This window comes from Streptomyces flaveolus (assembly GCF_014648815.1).
Taxonomy (GTDB): domain Bacteria; phylum Actinomycetota; class Actinomycetes; order Streptomycetales; family Streptomycetaceae; genus Streptomyces; species Streptomyces flaveolus.
The window spans coordinates 183,965-200,899 of sequence record NZ_BMRV01000012.1 but is presented as its reverse complement, the minus strand read 5'-3'; the positions used below and the strand labels follow the sequence as shown (position 1 = coordinate 200,899).

Below are 16,935 nucleotides of genomic sequence, written 5' to 3'. Positions count from 1 at the left end.
AACCGAGGGGTTGACGCCACGGCTATTATCCACGCAGACAGCGCTCGCGTGCAATTGCACGAGAAATTGCGCAGAAAAAATCGGGCGGGAGCGCGTGAGGGCCGACGTGACGCGGTCCGCTCCCCCGGACAGCAAGGAGACTGCGGTGCCACCAGTGCGGAACGGAGTGCAGGCCAGTTCCCTGGACGCCTGCTGGAAGAAGAGCCGGCACAGCAACGCCGAGGGCAACTGCGTCGAGGTCGCCCTCGTGGACGGGGGCATAGCGATGCGCAATTCCCGCGATCCGGACGGCCCCGCGCTCGTCTACACCTCCTCGGAGGTCGCCGCCTTCCTGGCCGGCGCCAAGGACGGCGAGTTCGACCACTTGCTGTGACCGGAGCGGGAGTGGCCGCCGTAGCGCACGCCGACAGCGAAGCGGAGGCCAACTACCCGATTTCCACCGGCCTATGCGGTGGAGACCGGCAGGGTGAGATAGTGTATTCATCAAGTCTGCCGGTCTGCTGGGAGCCAGGATGTCCGCCGCGTCGCCCCGCATCTCCCGTCTCGAACCCTATCTGGACCGGACCGAGCCGGCTCCCACCCTGCTGAAGATGCTCGTCGGCGTGCAGCTGGCGGGTTTCCGCGAGGACGCCGGCCTGTCCCAGGACCAGGCGGCGCGGGAGCTGGGGTTCAGCCCGGCGAAGCTGTCGCGCATAGAGTCGGGCAAGGGCCGCAGGCCCCCGACGGAGAACGACGTCCGTGCGCTGCTGAAGCTCTACGGCACCGACGACTACGAGGCCTCGGTGCTGCTGAAGCTGTTGCAGCGCGCCGGCGAGCCGGGCTGGTGGCAGCGGTACGACAAGCGCCTGATGCCCGAGTGGTTCGACCGCCTGGTCGGCCTCCAGGAGGCCGCGTCGACCATCCGGACCTTCGAGATCCAGTACGTTCCCGGCCTGCTCCAGACGGCGGCCTACACCCGTGCCGTGGTCGAGCGCGGCCTGCCGAACGCGCCGGCCGCGGAGGTCGAGCGGCGGATCGAGCTGCGCATGCGCCGGGCCGAGCTGCTGCTCCGCGCGGACGCGCCGCAGCTGTGGGCGATCATCGACGAGTCGGTGCTGCTGCGCGTGCTGGGCAGCCGAGAGGTCATGCGGGAACAGCTCGAGCACCTCGTCGAGATGGCACGGCTCCCCCACGTCACGTTGCAGATCGTGCCGCTCGACGTGACCAACGCGTCGGCGCCCGCGATCCCGGTGACCTATCTGCGCTTCGGCGGCAGCCACCTGCCCGACGTGGTCTACCTGGAGCACATCAAGAGCGCCAACTTCCTCGAGGACCTCGACGAGACCGAGGAGTACCGGGTCGCCCTGGACCGGCTGGCCGACGAGGCGCTGACGCCGCGCGAGACGCTGAAGATGCTGTCCGAGACGGTGTCGGGGCGGTACGCCGCGAAGTGAGCGGGCGAGAGCGCGTGGAGTGAAGGAGCACGGAGGGCCCGGCAGCGGGCGGGCCGTGCGCCGCGTCTCCGACGTCGCGCACGGCCCGTTGTTCTGTGCCGGCTAGCGGATGCGGCCCAGGCCGCCGAACTCGATCCACTCGTCGGTGAGCTGACGGGGAGCCACCTCGTTGTCCGGCCGCCAGGTGGAGACCTCCACCAGGCCCGGCTCCAGGATGTCCATGCCCTCGAAGAACGACTCGACGTCCTTGGGCTCGCGGACGCGGCCCCAGTGCCCCTGCGTCGCCTGGTTCATGAAGTCGGTGACGAACTTCCGCACCTCGGCGTCCTCGCTGACCAGTTGGCAGATCACGGCGTAGCTGCCGGGCACGAGCCGCTCGGTCACGCGCCGGATCACGGCCTTCGGCCCGTCGGTCTCGCTGTCCGGGATGCAGTGGAAGACCGAGTTGAACAGCACCGCCACCGGCTGCGAGAAGTCGATCAGGCGCTGCGTCTCCGGGTGGGAGAAGATCTCCTCGGTCGAGCGCATGTCGGCGTGTATGACGGCGGTCCGGTCGTTCTGGTCGAGCAGCGCACGGCCGTGGACCAGCACCATCGGGTCGTTGTCGACGTAGACGACGCGGGACTCCGGGTCGACGCGCTGGGCGACGGTGTGCACGTTGTCCTGCGTGGGCAGGCCGGACCCGTGGTCGAGGAACTGGCGGATGCCGTAGTCCTCGGCGAGGGTCCTGACGACGCGCTGCAGGAAGCGCCGGTTGTTCAGGGCCAGCCGACGGGTGCTGGGGACGACCTTGTCGAGCTCCCCGACCGCCGCCCGGTCGGCCGCGTAGTTGTCCTTGCCGCCCAGGTAGTAGTCGTACATACGTGCGGCCGTTGGCACGTTGGCGTCGATCTCCGTGGACAGCTGCTTGTCGGCTTGCATCTTTCCCCCAGCTCCGTACCGCGCCAACTGCACTGGCATGACAGAGAGTACATCCTAGGGACCCGGTGGTCAGGCGAACCAGGGGTCGGAGCGAGGGACCGCCAAGGAGACTTCGTGCAGGCCTACTTGACGGTCCCTCACCTCTGTCAGCCGCGTTCGGCCAGGTACGCGTCGACCCCGGGTGCCTGGTGGGCCTCCTCGACGCCGACCAGGCCGCCGGCGGCCTTGGCGTCGGGCTTCAGCACATAGGTGGAGCGGCTCGCGGGCGCGGAGACGTCGGTGAAGTTCTGCGGTGTGCCGAGGCCGGTGTCGGCGTTGTGCTGCGAACGGTGCGCCTTGACCACGTCCTCGCGGGTGAGGCTGCCACCCTCGCAGGCCTTCTTCAGGTCGGCCCCGATCAGCTGGGCGGCGTTGTACCCGGAGAGCACGCCCGAGTCCACCGGTGAGCCGGGGTACTTCTTGCCGTAGGAGGCGACCATCTTCTGGACGCCCGGCAGGTCCGAACTGACGGCCGGTGCCGCGCTGACCACGTGCACCATGGCCTCCAGTGCCTTCGCCGCGGGCGTCTTCATCAGCTGCGGGGCGTAACCCGGCGCACTGCTGACGATCGGCACGGTCAGGCCCTTGGAGGCGGCCACGCCGGCGAGGGAGGCGGTCTGGGCGGGGCCGGCGCTGATCAGGACGGCCTTCACACCGGCCTTGCTCAGCGCCGACACCTGCGCGGAGAGATCGGTGTCGGTGGCCTTGATCTTCTGGCCGACCACCTTCATCCCAGCCTTCTCGGCGGCCCACGTCGAGCCCTCCAGCGCGTTGGCGCCGTAGTCGCCCTCGAAGTAGACGTGGCCGATGGTGTCGCCCTTGGCGACCTTCTTGGTGCGGGTCAGGAAGTCGACGGCGGCGATCATGTCGATGTCGTAGGTGGTGCCGAGGACCTGGACGGAGTCCTTGCCGAGCAGGGAGGCCGCCCAGGCCTGCGGGAAGGTCAGCACGTGGTCGCGTTCGATGTCGTCGAGCAGGGCGGCGACCACCGGTGAGCCGATGACCTGGGGCAGGGCGACGACGTCCGGGGAGATGTCGGCGTACGCGGTCACCGCCTTCTGCACGTCGTAGCCGTGGTCCTTGACGACGATCTCCACCTTGCGTCCGCAGATGCCGCCCGCGGCGTTGGTCTCGTCGGCCCACATCTGCTGGGCCTGCACGATGCTCTTGCCGAGGGTGGCGTAGGGGCCGGTGAGGTCGGTCAGGGCGCCCAGCTTGATGGCCTTGTCGCTGACTCCGGGGCCGGCCTTGACGCCGTCGGCGCCGTCGTCGGTGCTCCCGCCGTCCGCCTTGGAGCTGCAGGCGGTGCCCGCGAGCAGCACGGCGGCCAGGGCCGCGGCCAGGGCGGCGGTCCGGGTGGTGCGGGGCCTGGGGTGCGTGACGTTCACGGGGTGTGCTCCTTGGCTCGTGCGGTGGTGGCAGGGGTGGTCCGGGGCGTGGGCCCGGCGTCGGGAGGGTCGGTGACCGGGGGCCGGCGGCGCAGCCGGGCGCGGGTGCGGCGGGCCAGGCCGTGGAGGCCGTCGGGGGCGTAGAGGAGGATCACGACGATCGCCGCGCCGTAGAGGTAGCGGGCGGCCTCGGTGGGGCCGATCGAACCGTCGCCGGAGCCGGGGGTCGCGACCAGGGGCAACTGGTCGGCGTAGCGCGTCATCAGCAGGGGCAGCGCGGTGACGAAGACGGCCCCGGCGGTGGCCCCGGCGACGGAGCCCAGGCCGCCGATGACGATCATGGCGAGGTAGTCGACGGAGAGGGCGAGAGAGAAGTAGTCGGGCACGACGCGGCGGAAGGAGAGCGCCAGCAGCACGCCGGCGAGGCCCGCGTACATCGAGGAGACGACGAACGCCGCCGAGCGGTACTTCGCCACGTGGACGCCCATCACGGACGCCGCCGTCTCGCTGTCGCGCAGGGCCACCAGGGCGCGCCCGGGGCGTCCGCGCAGCAGCCCGCGCGCGGTGTACCAGGTGGCGGCGAACAGGACGAGGCCCAGGTACCAGAGCCGTTCCTCCGCGCCGAACGGCACGCCCAGGACCGTCAGTTCGGGGTCGGACCCGGCGAACGTGAACCCGCCGAGCTCCAGCGGCGGCACCGAGCGGCCGTTGAAGCCGCCGGTGACGGAGTCCGCGGTGAGCAGGACGTGGTGGCCGAGGAAGACGAGGGCGAGGGTGGCCACGCCCAGGTAGATGCCCTTCACCCGGGCGGCGACGGGGCTGAACAGTCCGCCCGCGGCCCCGGCCAGCAGGACCGCGAGGACCGCGGCGAACGCCGGCGGCAGCCCCGGTCCCGGCTCCCCCGCCAGCCATACGTAGCCGTAGGCGCCGACGGCGAGGAAGAAGGCGTGGCCGAGCGAGAGCTGTCCCGCGGTGCCGCTGAGCAGGCCGAGGCCCACGGCGCCGATGGCCGCGGCGATCGAGAACAGGCCGATGCGCAGCCAGAACGCGTCCAGGTAGAAGGGCAGGGCGCACAGGAGGAGGGCGGTCAGGAGCATGGGACCGCGCTTGAGGAGACCGTTCGCCTTGAGGAGGTCAGACACGGGCCGCTCCCTTCGCCGCGAACAGTCCGGCGGGGCGGACCAGGAGGACCAGCACCATCACGGCGTACGGGGCGACGTCGCCGAAACCCTCGCCGAGGACGTGCAGATCGGACTGGTAGCCGGCGACGAACGCCTCGGTGAGGCCGATCAGCATGCTGCCGACCAGGGCGCCGACCGGGGAGGCCATGCCGCCGAGGATGGCGGCCGGGAATGCCTTGAGGGCGATCTGCCCGGTGGTGCGCTCCAGGCCCGGCGCCGGGAAGGCGACGAGGAAGACGGCGGCGAGCGCGGCGAGGCCGCCGGCCAGGCACCAGGCGACGGTGCGTATCCGGGTCAGCCGTACGCCCATGAGGGCGGCGGCCTCGGCGTCCTCGGCCGCCGCGCGCAGGGACAGGCCCCAGGGGGTGAACCGGAAGAGGGCGAAGGCGCCTGCGATGGCCACGCCGGACACCAGGATCGCGGCGACGCGGCTGTCGGCGACGGTCACCGGTCCCAGGTCGGTCACCGCGTCGCCCCAGGGGTCGCCGAGGGGCAGCAGGTCGCCGCCGATGCGCCGGGCCAGGTCGGTGACCAGGACGATGTCGATGCCGATGGTCACGATGGTCTGCACATGGGCGCCGTGGGCGTCCTGCTCCCCGCGCTGGAGGAGCAGGCGGTCGAGCGCGCCGGCCACGGCGGCCGTGACGACGACGGCGAGGGCCAGCGCGCCGGCGAAGCCGAGGTCGTCGTGGAGGACGGCGACGAGGTAGCCGCCGAGCAGCAGCAGGGAGCCGTGGGCGAAGTTGAGGACGCCGGAGGCCTTGAAGATGGTGACGAAGCCGAGCGCGATCAGGGCGTAGACCGAGCCGAGGGCGAGGCCGTTCAGGAGGTTGTCGAGGAAGCCGCTCATGCCGCGTCCTCCCCGGTGGTGCCGGTACCCAGGTAGGCGCGGAGCACCTCGGGGTCGCGCCGGACCTCGTCCGGGGTGCCGTGGGCGATGGCCTTGCCGAAGTCGAGGACGGTGACGTCGTCGGCGAGGCGCATGACCAGGCCCATGTCGTGCTCCACCAGGACGACGGACAGGCCGAGTTCGGCGCGGACCTCCCGGACGACCTCGGTCATGCGGACGCGTTCGGCGGCGTTCATGCCGGCCACGGGTTCGTCGAGCAGCAGCACACGGGGCTCCAGGCAGAGGGCGCGGGCGAGTTCGACCCGCTTGCGGTCGCCGTAGGAGAGCAGGGCGACGGGTGAGTCGAAGTGGGCTCCGAGCCCGGTGAGTTCGGCGATCTCCCGGGCCTTCGCGAGGTGTTCGCGCTGCTCGCGCACGGCGCGCGGCAGACGCAGGGCGCTGGCGGCGAAGCCGGCGCGGGACAGGGCGTGCCGGCCGAGCATCAGGTTGTCGGCGACGGTGCCCTGGGTGGTGACGATGTTCTGGAAGGTGCGGGCCACGCCGAGGGCGGCGATCCGGTGCGGGGCGAGCCGGGTCAGCTCGGCGTCGCCGAGCCGCACGGTGCCGGTGGCGGGCCGGTACAGGCCCGACAGGACGTTGAAGCAGGTGGACTTGCCGGCGCCGTTGGGTCCGATGACGGCGTGCACGGTGCCGGGGACGACCGTGAACGAGACGTCGTCGAGAGCGGTGAGACCGGCGAAGCGCACGGTCACGTCGCGGACCTCGAGCGCGGGGGGTGCGGTGGTACCGGTGGTCACGCCGCCCCCTGGTCGTCGGCGGTCTCGCCCAGGTAGAGGCGGCGTACGGCGTCGGTCCGCGCGAGTTCGCCGGCGGGGCCGGACAGGCGGATCTCGCCGACCTCCAGCACGTGGGCGCGGCCGGCCAGGGAGAGCGCCATGCCGGCGTTCTGCTCGACCAGGAGGACGGCGGTGCCCTGGGTGTTGATCTCGCGGACCACCTCGGCGATCCGGTCCACCATGAGCGGGGCGAGCCCGAGGGAGGGTTCGTCGAGGAGGAGCAGGCGGGGCGCCGCCATCAGGGCGCGTCCGATGGCCAGCATCTGCTGCTCGCCGCCGGACAGCAGGCCCGCGGCCTGGCGGGTGCGTTCGGCGAGCCGGGGGAAGAGGGCGAAGACCCGGTCCCGGGCCTCGCGGACCTGGGCCGGGGCGCGCCGGGAGAGACCGAGGCCGCCGGCCCGCAGGTTCTCGTCGACGGTGAGCCCGGCGAACACCCGCCTGCCCTCGGGCACCTGAACGACTCCGGCGCGTACGGCGGCGACCGGGTCGCGGCCGTCGAGGGCCGTGTCGCCGTAGCGGACCCGGCCGGCCGTGATCGCGCCGCGGTGCAGGCGCAGTGTGCCCGACACCGCGCGCAGCAGGGTCGTCTTGCCGGCGCCGTTGGCACCGAGCAGCGCGACGACGCCGCCGTGCGGGACGGTCAGGGACACGGAACGGAGAGCGGACAGTGCGCGCCCGTACGTCACGTCGAGGCTCTCGACGTGCAGTGCGGGCTCACCGTCCGGTGGTGCTGCGGGCATCGCGGCTCCTGAGGACCGTGCCGGGAGGGGCACGGTGACGGGGGAAGGGGCGCTCACCACAGCACGGGGGGCGGGGTGCGTACAGGGGGTTCGGGGTGGGTCGCTGCGGTGTCCCAGTCCGGGGGCGGGGAGTCTGTGCGGATGCCCACTCTCCGCCGAGGGGGCGGGGTGGGGGTGGGTGCGCTGTCCGGCGGTGCGGGGTGACCGGCGTCGGTGCGGGGCGGGGGTGCTGCCCGGGGATATGGGGTGACCGGCGTGGGTGCGGGCCGGGGCGGGTTCGCGCGCCCGGCGCTACGGGGTGCCGCTGCGCCCACCCGTGCCGCCCCCGGGGGTACCCCCAGGCCGTTCAGGCACCGGGGGAGGCACGACTGCCCGCAGCTGAGCGCGGCCGACGGCAGCTGGGGCCACAGGACGGGACGACCGCCCGCAGCCGGGGCGGCAGAACGGCGCGGCCGACCGCAGCTGAGCAGGACAGAGGGCGCGGCCAACGGTAGCTGGGGCGATCAGGCACGGCGGCGCGGCCGCTCGCGGCTATGGCGGCATGGCGGGTCAGCCGCCCGCGGCAGGGGCGGCTCGGGCTCGCGGTCGGTCAGGAGGGGAGGACTCGGTGGGCGGTCAGGGACAGGGTGATTTCCACGAGGTCGGCCGGGCGGGCCAGGGAGCGGCCGGTCAGCTGTTCGCAGCGGCGCAGCCGGTTGAGGACGGTGTTGCGGTGGCAGTAGAGACGTTCGCCGGCCCGCTGCGCCGAGCCGTCGCAGTCGAGCCACGTCGTCAGGGTGTCCAGCAGGACGTCCCGGTCGGCGGGCTCCAGCCGCAGCAGCGGACCGAGCACCCGGTCGGCGAGGGCCCGGCCGAGTTCGGGGCCGGCCACGATCAGGGCGGCGGGGAGGTGGTCGGCCAGCCGGACGGTGCCGCCGGCCTCGGGGCAGATGCCGAGGGCCGTGTCGGCGAGCCCGCGCGCTTCGCCGACGGCGGCCAGTCCCTCGACTGGGCTGCCCACGCCGATCCGCAGGCCGGGGACGCCGTCGGCCGGCACCGGCAGCTCGTCGTCCCCGGGACCGAGCAGGACGATGCCGTAGTCCACCTCCGCCCCGGCGTGCCAGTGGACGCGCGTCCCGTCCGGCACGACGGCGGCGCGGGCGACGGCGGAACGCGCGGGGTTCACCCCGGACACGGCGACGACGACGTACCGGCCCTGCTCCGGCAGCTCCAGCGCCTGCGCGGCCTCGGGCAGGTCGGCGATGCGGCTGGTGCCGTCGAGCAGACCGGCCGCCAGCATCCGGGCCCGGTTCTCCCGGCGCCGGCTCAGCTGCCACTCGGTCTGCCGGTAGGCGTCCGCGACGAGCGTGCAGTGCTCGTCGACGAAGTTCCACACGTCGGCCGCCACGTGCACCAGCAGCCGGACGTCCTCGGGTGCGGTGCGGGAGGTCTCCTCGATCAGCCGCTGCCACACCAGGGAGCCGCCGAGGCGGAAGGCGTGCAGCAGGGCGTCCAGCGGCAGCCCCTGTTCGGCGCGGGTGGTACCGATCCGCCAGGAGCAGCGGCGGGCCGCGTCCCGGGCGCCCCGCGGATCGAGCAGCGAGGTCACGCTGTGCCGCAGCGAGCGGTGCGCCTCCTGCCAGGTCGCGGTGGGGTCCTTCGCCAGGGCGGCGCGGTACGCCGGTTCCTGCTCCCGCAGCAGCGCCACCAGCCGGTCGGTCAGCCCCGGCAGGTCGTCGAGCAGCCCGCGGGCCGCCCGGTGCAGGACGCGCAGGGCGTCGGCGTCCATGAGCGAGGCGACGCTCGGTGTCCGCGGGCGCGGAACGGGCGTCAGTCCGGCGGTGCGGATCGCTGCTCGTGACCGTACGGCGTGTTGCATCGCGGTCCTCCCCAGGCCAGGGCTTACGGAGGAGACCCGCCGCGGGCCGTCCGCCCGCGCCCGGCCTGCCCCCTGACTCGTCCTGCCCCGAAGGATGGCATACCGTCTGGTCGGTCCCTAGGGTTGTGCACCGGTCTTTTCGGCCCGTTCCCCCTGTTCCGCCTGTTCGACCACGCGCGCCAGCTCCAGCCGGGACCGCACGCCGAGGGCCGCGAAGACCTTGCGGAGGTGGTAGTCGACGGTGCGGGTGCTCACCGCGAGCGTCAGCGCGACCTCCCGGTTGGTCGCGCCCTCGGCGACGTGCCGGGCGATGCGCAGTTGCTGCGGGGTCAGCCGGGTGAGGGTGCCGGCGGGCGCGGAGCCGCGCGAGGCGGCTCCGAGCGCCCGCAGCTCGCCGCGCGCCTGCTCGGCCCAGACACCGGCGCCGCACCGTTCGAATGCGGCCAGCGCGGTGCCGAGACGGTCGCGGGCCACGCGCGGCCGGCGCCGCCGGCGCAGCCACTTCCCGTACAGCAGGGCGGTGCGGGCCCGTTCGAAGTCGCCGCCCGCCTCGTCGTGCCGGGCGAGCGCGCGCACGTACAGCTCGTCGGCGTCCTCCGGCAGAGCCAGCAGGGCGTGACAGCGGGCCAGTTGGGCCGCGGCCTGCGGATCGGCACCGAAGGCCGCCCAGCCGGCGAAGTCCGTCAGGAGCGTCCGGGCCTCCTCGTGCCGGCCGGCGAGGACGGCGGCTTCCACGAAGCAGGGCACCGCGAGCCGCCACACCGCGAAGTGCCCGCGCCGGGGCCCGGGCAGGACCAGGAGGCCGAGCCGGTCGGCGGCGTCGAAGGGACGGCCGCGCCCGAGGTCGGCGCGGGCCGTCGCCCACTCCGCCAGGGTGGCCGCCTGGGCCAGTCCGTGCCGGCGGGCGGTGGCCAGGGCGGCTGCTACATGCCGGGCGACGACGTCCGGCTCGTCCTCGATCGACGCGGCGAGGGCCAGTACCGCCCGGTGGTGGGCCGCCGTGTTGCGCTGCCCGGCCCGCAGCGCGGTGCGCAGGCCCTCCTCGGCGTGGGCACGGGCCTGCGGGTGCCGGCCGGCCCGCAGCTCGGCGTAGGCGAGGTACTCCAGTGCCTGCGGAACCAGCGTGTCCGAACCGAGGTGCCGGGCGGCGGCGAGGGCCCGTGCCCCGGCCCGGCGGGCGGCGTCCACCTCGCCCAGGAGCAGCGCTGCCGCGGCCGCCCGCAGCAGGACCTCGGGACGCTCCTCGGTCCCGGCGCGTTCCACGACGTGGCCGAGCGGAACGGCCGCGCGGTCCAGTCGTCCTTCGAGCAGCGCCCGCATGCCGACGCGGTGGTCGCGCACCGGGTCGGGGGGCGGGGCCGGCTGTCCGGGGCGCCGGTCGGGCAGGGGTGGTTCCGGGCCGAGGGTCGCCAGGCAGGACGGCAGGTCGCCGGCCGCCCAGGCGGCGTCGGCGGCGGCAAGGGCGGCGGCCGCGGCCCGGTCGGGGGCCTCGGCGGCGAGCAGGGACGCGGCCAGCAGCAGGGACTGGTGCGCGTCGCCGACGGGGCCGTCCCGGAGTTCCGTCAGCCCGCGCACCAGCTCGGCCCGCCCCCGCACCACGGCGGGGGCGGCACAGCCCCCGGCAGTGGTGAGCAGTGGACGCGCGCGGTCCGGCCGGCCGGCGAGCAGCTCCTGCTCGGCCGCGGCCGTGTACCGCTCCGCCCGGGCCGGGCCGTCGGCCGACAGCTCGGCGGCGCGGGCGTACGCGGTCGCGCGCAGCCGGTGCGGCGCGCTGGTCCCGTCGGCCGCCCGGGCCGCGAGCCGGTCGGCGAGCGCGGGCGCGGGACCGGCGCCGGTAAGGGACCAAGCGTGGTGCAGCAGCGCGGGGAGCCGCTGCCCGGCGGCCTCCAGGACGTCGGCCAGCGCGCGGTGGGCCGCGCGCCGGCGGTCCGGCGCGGCCGTGGCGTGGACGGTGCGGCCGACCAGCGGGCTGCGGAAACGGAGCCGGCCCTCGGCGAGCTCGAGGAGCGCGGGCACCGGCTCCAGGCACGGCGCGGGCGCGGGCCCGGTGGCGGGCGCGGCGGCGGGCCGCAGGTGCCGTACGGCGTCCAGGACGAGGTCCGCGTCGACGTCCGGGGCGTCCGACGCCCGGGCGGCCGCCGCCACCGTCAGCAGCAGGTCCCGTGCCTCCGGCGGCAGCCCGGACAGGGCCCCGCCCGCCACGCCCTCCAGGGTGGCGGCGTCGGCCAGGGGTCTGGGCGGTGTCCGGTGTCCGCGCAGTTCGGCCGGCGACAGGCGGCGGACCAGGGCGAGCAGCAGGGCCGGGTTGCCCTCCGCCTCGGCCAGCAGGTGGGCGCGGACGGCCGGGTCGGCGGTGCCGTCGGTCGCCTCGTCCAGCAGGGCGTCGGCCTGCGGCGGCGTCAGCGGGTCCAGGCGTACGGCGGGCAGGTGGGCGAACTCCGGGTCCACTGCCCGGTGTCCGGCCACGGAGAGGAGCAGGCCGATCCGGCTCGCCGGGTGCAGGCGCCCGGCGGCGCGGCCCAGGGCGGCCCGGTCCGGCGGGTCCCACAGGTGTGCGTCGTCCACGCACACGAGCAGCGGGCCGTCGCCGGCCGCCGTTCGCACAGTGGCGAGCAGTTCCTCGGCCGGCCGCGGTGCGCACCGGTCCGTCCGGGCGCCGAGGCGCAGTACGGGACCGGCCGTGAAGGAGTGGGCGGCCCACTGGAGGAGGGTGGTGCGGCCGAGCCCGGGTTCCCCGGTCACCACCAGGTGGCCGGCGCGGGTGCGCAGTCCGTCCAGCAGCGCCTCCACCGCGCGCCGTTGCGCGCCGCGGCCGTGGATCCGCACGGCCGTACGTACGGTCGTCTCTCCGGTCATTCACGGGAGGTTACGCGCGCGTAACCTGAGGCGGAAGCCATCGGTCCACGCCCGCTGCGCACCGGTCCGGCCGGGTGTCGGCCGTCCCACCAGCGGTTCTCTCGCGGGGCGGGTGGGACAGGGCTGTGCGGTCGCCCAGTGCGCGCGGCCCGCGGCCGTGCGGGGGCACAGCGCGCCGGCGGCGGTCGCGCCGTGCGCGCGACCGCCGCCGGACCGTGCGGTGGAGGGTCAGGAGGTGTGCGGGCAGTTGCCCCGGTACTCCTCGATGGTCAGGCTGGGCCGCGGCAGCGGGCACAGGAACTGCTCGTAGCGGGTGTCGTTGTCGATGAACCGCTTTAGCCAGGAAATGCTGTACTTCGCGATCGTCGTGTTCGACGTGTTCGGCGAGAAGTGGGTCGCGCCGTTCAGCTCCAGGTAGGCGCGGTCCGTGGTGGCGGGCAGGCCGGAGTAGAAGGGCTCGGAGTGGGAGGCGACCGGGGCGACGGTGTCGCCGTCGGCCCCCACGATCAGGGTCGGGGTGCTGACCTCGGGCCAGGTCTTGTCGAGGTTCCAGGGGGTGAGGGGGATGGCGGCCTGGAGCGAGGGCCGGGATTTGGCGGCCTCGAGCGTGCCGCCGCCGCCCATCGAGTGGCCCATCACGCCGAGCCGGCTGCTGTCGATCCGGCCGCGCACGGAGCTGCGCTCGGTGAGGTAGTCCAGCGCGGCGAGCAGCTGCCGTCCCCGGGAGTCGGGCTGGTCGAGGGTGGTCAGGGTGTCGATGGTGAAGACGACGAAGCCCTGCGAGGCCAGACGCGGACCGAGCCAGGCGATGGACGACTCGTACGCGGTGAAGCCGGGCGCGATCACGACGGCGCCGAACGTGCCGTCGCTGGTGCTGGTCGGGTAGTAGATCGTGCCGCCACCGAAGCCGGTGACGGCGAGTGAGGAGACGCTCGTGTCCGACACGGCGTAGGGGCCGCGCAGTGCCTCGATGCTGGAGGTGGTGGGCGCCGGGCCGCGCTCGTACGGGTTGTCGGCGGCGTGGGCGCCCGGGCCGGTGAGGGTGCTGAGCGCGACGACGGCGGCGAGTGCCGCCGTGAGACCGGCCAGCCGCCGCCGGGTGGCGCGGGGGGCGGCGGGGGTGTGGGGGTTCTGCTGCACGACGAGTCGTCCTCTCTGTCGTGGCGAGTCGCCCGGCCGGTGGTCGCACACGGCCCGGGACACGTGGGGTCGCGTCCCGGGACATCCGCCGGAGGGGCTTCGCCGATGAGCTGGCGGTGCCACTGTCGACGGGCGGGGCGGCGGAGGGGATCGGCAGAATCACCGGTCTCGTGAGGCTTCTTGCCGGTCGGAGGGTTGGCCTGCTGGTTCTCTCGCAGGTAAGTGACCCAGGTTGATCGTGGGTGACCCCGGTTGACCCTGGTGGGCAAGATCTGTCTCCCATGCGTCTCCCATGGGAAATGACGAGCGGCCCCCGGCGACTGCTACGCCGGGGGCCGCTCCTTGCTGACCAGAGTGGGGCCTGCCACCCGGGGAGGCGACTGATACCCCACCCTGGCCACCCTGTTCTAACGCGTGCATCATGCAATAGTCACGCGTTATTCGTTCACTCGTTCGAGTGAGATTGCTTTCCCTTTACCCGGGGACCGGGGTGGACCGCCCGCTCGCCGACGAGGGGGTACTCACGACGAGCGGACGGCCACGTCGACGCGGACCGGCTCAGGGCCCGCGTCGAGCTGTGTGCGAGGGGGTCTGCCACCCTCGCCAGATTCGGATCCCGAGGCAACCGTGTGCAGGCGGCACGCGCCTGCTGACACTTCACACGGGGTGCGGGATGTTCACGCTCTGTTCAGCTATGGCGAGGGGTTGCCCCTCTGACCTGCGGGTCGAGTGCCCACCGTAGATCACAAAATGTACGGTCGGCTATACAGACTCAAGATCGATTCGGCGGAAACGTTGCCCGAGTGCCTCCTGCTCCGCCGCCCGACTGGGTCCTCGACCACCGTCGGCTCGTCGGTGCCCGAATCCGGGCAGCACGCTTACACGCCAGCCTCACCCAGGAGAAACTCGCCGAGCTCGCGGGCCTCGACCGGCAGGCCATCAACCGCATCGAGAACGGGCACGCATCACCCCTCCTCGACAACCTGCTCCGCATCGCCCGGGCCATCGGCGAAGACCCGGGCGACATCATCAGATGGCCCGCCACCGGCACGACGGGGAACGACCAGTGACGGACCACGTCCCGCTACCGGCTCGGCCGGCGGGATGCGAGCCGGGAACGGAACGTCTCGGGGCCGCTGCCGTAGGGCGTTGAGTGCTCGCCCCCGTGCCCGGGCGGACGGCAGCAGTGCAGCTTGCGCGGACCGAACTGGACCCAGCAGTATCCGGCCGCGCGGCCAGCCTCCAGTCCCATCAGCGGTCCGCCTTCGTGAGGCGGTACAGGGCACGGCCCGTCTCGCAGAGCTCGCGGTCATCGATGCACTGCTCACAGCATGAGCCGTGGACGATGACGGCGGAGCGGGCGCGCGCGGCGAGGTGCTGGCGGCAGGTGCGCGCGAACCAGCGGCCGGCCGGTCCGACCGGCTCGCCGAGGTCGACGACCGTCTCCGTCTTCAGCTGATCGGTGCCCCAGACGCAGACGGCGCCGCGGACCTGGTCCGAGGTCAGCGCGTCGAAGTCGGGCACCGCGAGGCTCTCAAGGACGTCGGACACTGTGAGGAGGCTGTCCAGTACGTCGGGCGGTATGGCGTGCGCGCTGGTTGCTGCGTCACTCGTCATGGCGAGGGCCTCCACAGTCACGGTGTTCCGTCTCACACACGGAAGGTAGGACGCGGTACAACAGAGGTGGGCACGCAAAGTGCGTGCCTTCGCTCGGGGGCTCGTAATGGACACTGGCATCGGCCGCCGCATCGCCTACTGGCGGGACCGGCGCGGCTTCACTCAGACCGACTTCGGCCAGCTCATGGGGCAGACGAAGCGCTGGGTGCAGGACATCGAGGGCGGGAAGCGGCAGCAAGACCCGCGGCTGTCGGTGCTGGTGCGCGCGGCTGAAGTCCTACGCATCCCCTTGGAGCAGCTCTTGACGGACAGTCCGCCCACACCCCCCGTGGGCAGCGGGCCCCCCGCCGAGGCGCTCGGCGTCATCGACGCCCTGTACCACCCTGCCGCCGACACCGACCCTCCCCCGCTACCTGCGCTGCAGCGGCGGCTCGTCTACTGCTGCGAAGCGTTCCAGGCATGCCACTACAAGACGCTCGCCCGAGAGCTGCCAGCCCTGATCGTCGGCGCCGGCCAGGCAGCCCACGCCGCCCCGGTCGGCGCGCAGTCCGAAGCGCAGGCGGTGCTGTCCCGGGTGTACCAGCTCGTGACGTCGTACCTCCACAAGTACGGGGAGGGCGCCGCCATTCAGGCTGCGCTCGCCGCGGACCGGGCGCTCGTCGCCGCCGAACGGTCCGGGAACCCCGTGCAGATAGGGGCCGCCGCCCGCCGCGTCGCGAAGTCCCTCGTCTACCAGCAGCGGCCCGAGACCGCGGTGGAGTTCGCGACCGCCGCCGCTCGCCGGCTCGAAGGCGGCCTCGTCGAGCAGGGCCCGCTCGGCCTGTCCACGCTCGGCATGCTGTACCTGTCCGCCGCGCTGGCCGCGTCCTCGCAGGACCGCACCAGCTCCCGGGTCCGTGCGGCCACCGACTACGTCGACGAGGCAGGCGAAGTCGCGGACCGGCAGGGCGGGGACCGGGACGAGGACTACACGATGTTCGGGCCGACGAACGTCGGGCTGCACCGGGTGGACATGCTGATCCGGTTCGAAGATGGCTGGTCAGCGCTCGAAGCCGCCGACGACCTGGACGCGGAGGCGCTGGCCGGGCTGAGCCGGGAGCGGCAGGCCGGGCACCAGGTTGCGATGGCACGCGCTTCGCTCTTGACACGGCGGAAGGACGCCGCCGCGAGCGCGCTGCTGAAGGCCGACAAGCTGGCGCCCGAGGAGGTACGCGGTACGCCGGCCACGGTGAACTTGGTGAAGGACGTGGTCGGTGCGACCGCGGCCCCGTCAGGGGAGTTGCGTGCGCTGGCCGAGCGTTGTGGACTGCGCGCATGACTCGTGTGCTCTACCTCATCGCCTGCGCTGCCGGGCCCGCCCAGTACGTCGACGACGGTGTCCGTGCCGCCCAGGCCGACGGCTGGGACGTCTGCCTGATCCTCACGCCGTCCGCCGCGGCGTGGTGGGAGCCGCGGATGCAGGAACTCGTTGATCTGACCGGGCATCCGGTGCGGTCGCGGTACAAGCTGCCGTGGGAGAGGGACGCGTTGCCGAAGGCGGACGCGATGCTGGTCGCGCCGATGTCGTGCACCACGCTGAACAAGTGGGGTGCTGGGATCAGTGACACGCTGGCGATCGGGTTGCCGTCGGAGGGCGTGCATATGGGTGTGCCGGTGGTGGCGATGCCGTACTTCAACCGGGCTCAGGGCGCGCAGCCTGCGGTCGCGCGGTCTGTTGCGGCGCTGCGGGAGCAGGGCGTTCTGGTGCTGGACGGGCCGGACGGGTACGAGTCGCATCCGCCGAAGCAGGGTGATCCGAAGGGGTTCCCGTGGGAGAGGGCGCTCGCTGGGGTGCGGCGGCTGGTCGGTCAGCCGTAGGCTTGGATCATGTCCCCCTCCCCCGCTGCCGCTGGCGTGCGCTCGGCCGATGAGCTGAACGCGGCGATCCGTGCGTTGTGGTCGCATCCGCAGGTGCCGCTCACGCGGGAGCAGCGGGAGGAGTACGCGCGGCTGTGCGCCGAGCTCGCTGCGGTTCAGCGCGGGGACGTCGTCGAGGCAGCATGAGGAAGGGCCCCGTCCGCTGCTGCGGTACGGGGC

At 73.5% G+C, this 16,935-nt stretch carries 16 protein-coding genes; 6 read left to right on the top strand and 10 right to left on the bottom strand.

Features of this window, described 5'->3' with window-relative positions:
• Nucleotides 1–145 precede the first annotated feature (145 nt).
• Nucleotides 146–373, top strand: coding sequence for a DUF397 domain-containing protein (locus IEZ05_RS26085; protein ID WP_189232693.1), 228 nt, complete (start codon nucleotides 146–148; stop codon nucleotides 371–373).
• 139 nt (nucleotides 374–512) lie between these two features.
• Nucleotides 513–1,433 (top strand): helix-turn-helix domain-containing protein, encoded by a 921-nt coding sequence (locus IEZ05_RS26080; RefSeq protein ID WP_189232692.1) that lies wholly within the window; start codon nucleotides 513–515, stop codon nucleotides 1,431–1,433.
• A 102-nt stretch (nucleotides 1,434–1,535) separates the two neighbouring features.
• On the opposite strand, the gene IEZ05_RS26075 is transcribed toward IEZ05_RS26080, so the two are convergent.
• From IEZ05_RS26075 to bdeA, 9 genes are all read right to left on the bottom strand, one after another.
• Complete coding sequence (locus IEZ05_RS26075) at nucleotides 1,536–2,354, bottom strand: SAM-dependent methyltransferase (RefSeq protein WP_189232691.1); 819 nt, start codon at nucleotides 2,352–2,354, stop codon at nucleotides 1,536–1,538.
• A gap of 146 nt (nucleotides 2,355–2,500) precedes the next feature.
• Nucleotides 2,501–3,781: an ABC transporter substrate-binding protein gene (locus tag IEZ05_RS26070; protein WP_189232690.1), complete on the bottom strand. Its 1,281-nt coding sequence runs from the start codon at nucleotides 3,779–3,781 to the stop codon at nucleotides 2,501–2,503.
• Nucleotides 3,778–4,878: a branched-chain amino acid ABC transporter permease gene (locus IEZ05_RS26065; RefSeq protein ID WP_189232786.1), complete on the bottom strand. Its 1,101-nt coding sequence runs from the start codon at nucleotides 4,876–4,878 to the stop codon at nucleotides 3,778–3,780. The genes IEZ05_RS26070 and IEZ05_RS26065 overlap by 4 nt, the downstream gene beginning before the upstream one ends.
• Before the next feature lie 37 nt (nucleotides 4,879–4,915).
• Complete coding sequence (locus IEZ05_RS26060) at nucleotides 4,916–5,812, bottom strand: branched-chain amino acid ABC transporter permease (protein ID WP_189232689.1); 897 nt, start codon at nucleotides 5,810–5,812, stop codon at nucleotides 4,916–4,918.
• A complete protein-coding gene (locus tag IEZ05_RS26055) occupies nucleotides 5,809–6,609 on the bottom strand; it encodes an ABC transporter ATP-binding protein (protein WP_189232688.1) in 801 nt (266 codons plus the stop codon). Before IEZ05_RS26055 ends, IEZ05_RS26060 begins: the two co-directional genes overlap by 4 nt.
• Nucleotides 6,606–7,388: an ABC transporter ATP-binding protein gene (locus tag IEZ05_RS26050; RefSeq protein WP_189232687.1), complete on the bottom strand. Its 783-nt coding sequence runs from the start codon at nucleotides 7,386–7,388 to the stop codon at nucleotides 6,606–6,608. Before IEZ05_RS26050 ends, IEZ05_RS26055 begins: the two co-directional genes overlap by 4 nt.
• A 589-nt stretch (nucleotides 7,389–7,977) precedes the next feature.
• A complete protein-coding gene (locus IEZ05_RS26045) occupies nucleotides 7,978–9,246 on the bottom strand; it encodes a helix-turn-helix domain-containing protein (RefSeq protein ID WP_189232686.1) in 1,269 nt (422 codons plus the stop codon).
• Nucleotides 9,247–9,363: 117 nt separating this feature from the next.
• Nucleotides 9,364–12,102, bottom strand: coding sequence for a LuxR family transcriptional regulator (locus IEZ05_RS26040; protein ID WP_189232685.1), 2,739 nt, complete (start codon nucleotides 12,100–12,102; stop codon nucleotides 9,364–9,366).
• A 228-nt stretch (nucleotides 12,103–12,330) separates the two neighbouring features.
• Nucleotides 12,331–13,242, bottom strand: a complete 912-nt coding sequence (gene bdeA / locus IEZ05_RS26035) for a bis(hydroxyethyl) terephthalate hydrolase (RefSeq protein ID WP_189232684.1) — start codon at nucleotides 13,240–13,242, stop codon at nucleotides 12,331–12,333.
• 803 nt (nucleotides 13,243–14,045) lie between these two features.
• Here bdeA and IEZ05_RS26030 point away from each other — a divergent pair.
• A complete protein-coding gene (locus IEZ05_RS26030; RefSeq protein ID WP_189232683.1) occupies nucleotides 14,046–14,312 on the top strand; it encodes a helix-turn-helix transcriptional regulator in 267 nt (88 codons plus the stop codon).
• A 181-nt stretch (nucleotides 14,313–14,493) separates the two neighbouring features.
• Here IEZ05_RS26030 and IEZ05_RS26025 read toward each other — a convergent pair whose 3' ends face one another.
• On the bottom strand, nucleotides 14,494–14,859 hold the full coding sequence (locus IEZ05_RS26025) for a hypothetical protein (protein WP_229869858.1): 366 nt from the start codon (nucleotides 14,857–14,859) through the stop codon (nucleotides 14,494–14,496).
• A 106-nt stretch (nucleotides 14,860–14,965) separates the two neighbouring features.
• On the opposite strand from IEZ05_RS26025, the gene IEZ05_RS26020 reads away from it, so the two are divergent.
• From IEZ05_RS26020 to IEZ05_RS26010, 3 genes are read left to right on the top strand one after another with little or no spacing between them, the layout of a single operon-like run.
• On the top strand, nucleotides 14,966–16,177 hold the full coding sequence (locus tag IEZ05_RS26020; protein ID WP_189232682.1) for a helix-turn-helix domain-containing protein: 1,212 nt from the start codon (nucleotides 14,966–14,968) through the stop codon (nucleotides 16,175–16,177).
• Nucleotides 16,174–16,716, top strand: coding sequence for a flavoprotein (locus IEZ05_RS26015; RefSeq protein WP_189232681.1), 543 nt, complete (start codon nucleotides 16,174–16,176; stop codon nucleotides 16,714–16,716). Before IEZ05_RS26020 ends, IEZ05_RS26015 begins: the two co-directional genes overlap by 4 nt.
• A gap of 9 nt (nucleotides 16,717–16,725) precedes the next feature.
• Complete coding sequence (locus tag IEZ05_RS26010) at nucleotides 16,726–16,902, top strand: hypothetical protein (protein ID WP_189232680.1); 177 nt, start codon at nucleotides 16,726–16,728, stop codon at nucleotides 16,900–16,902.
• Nucleotides 16,903–16,935: the final 33 nt, after the last annotated feature.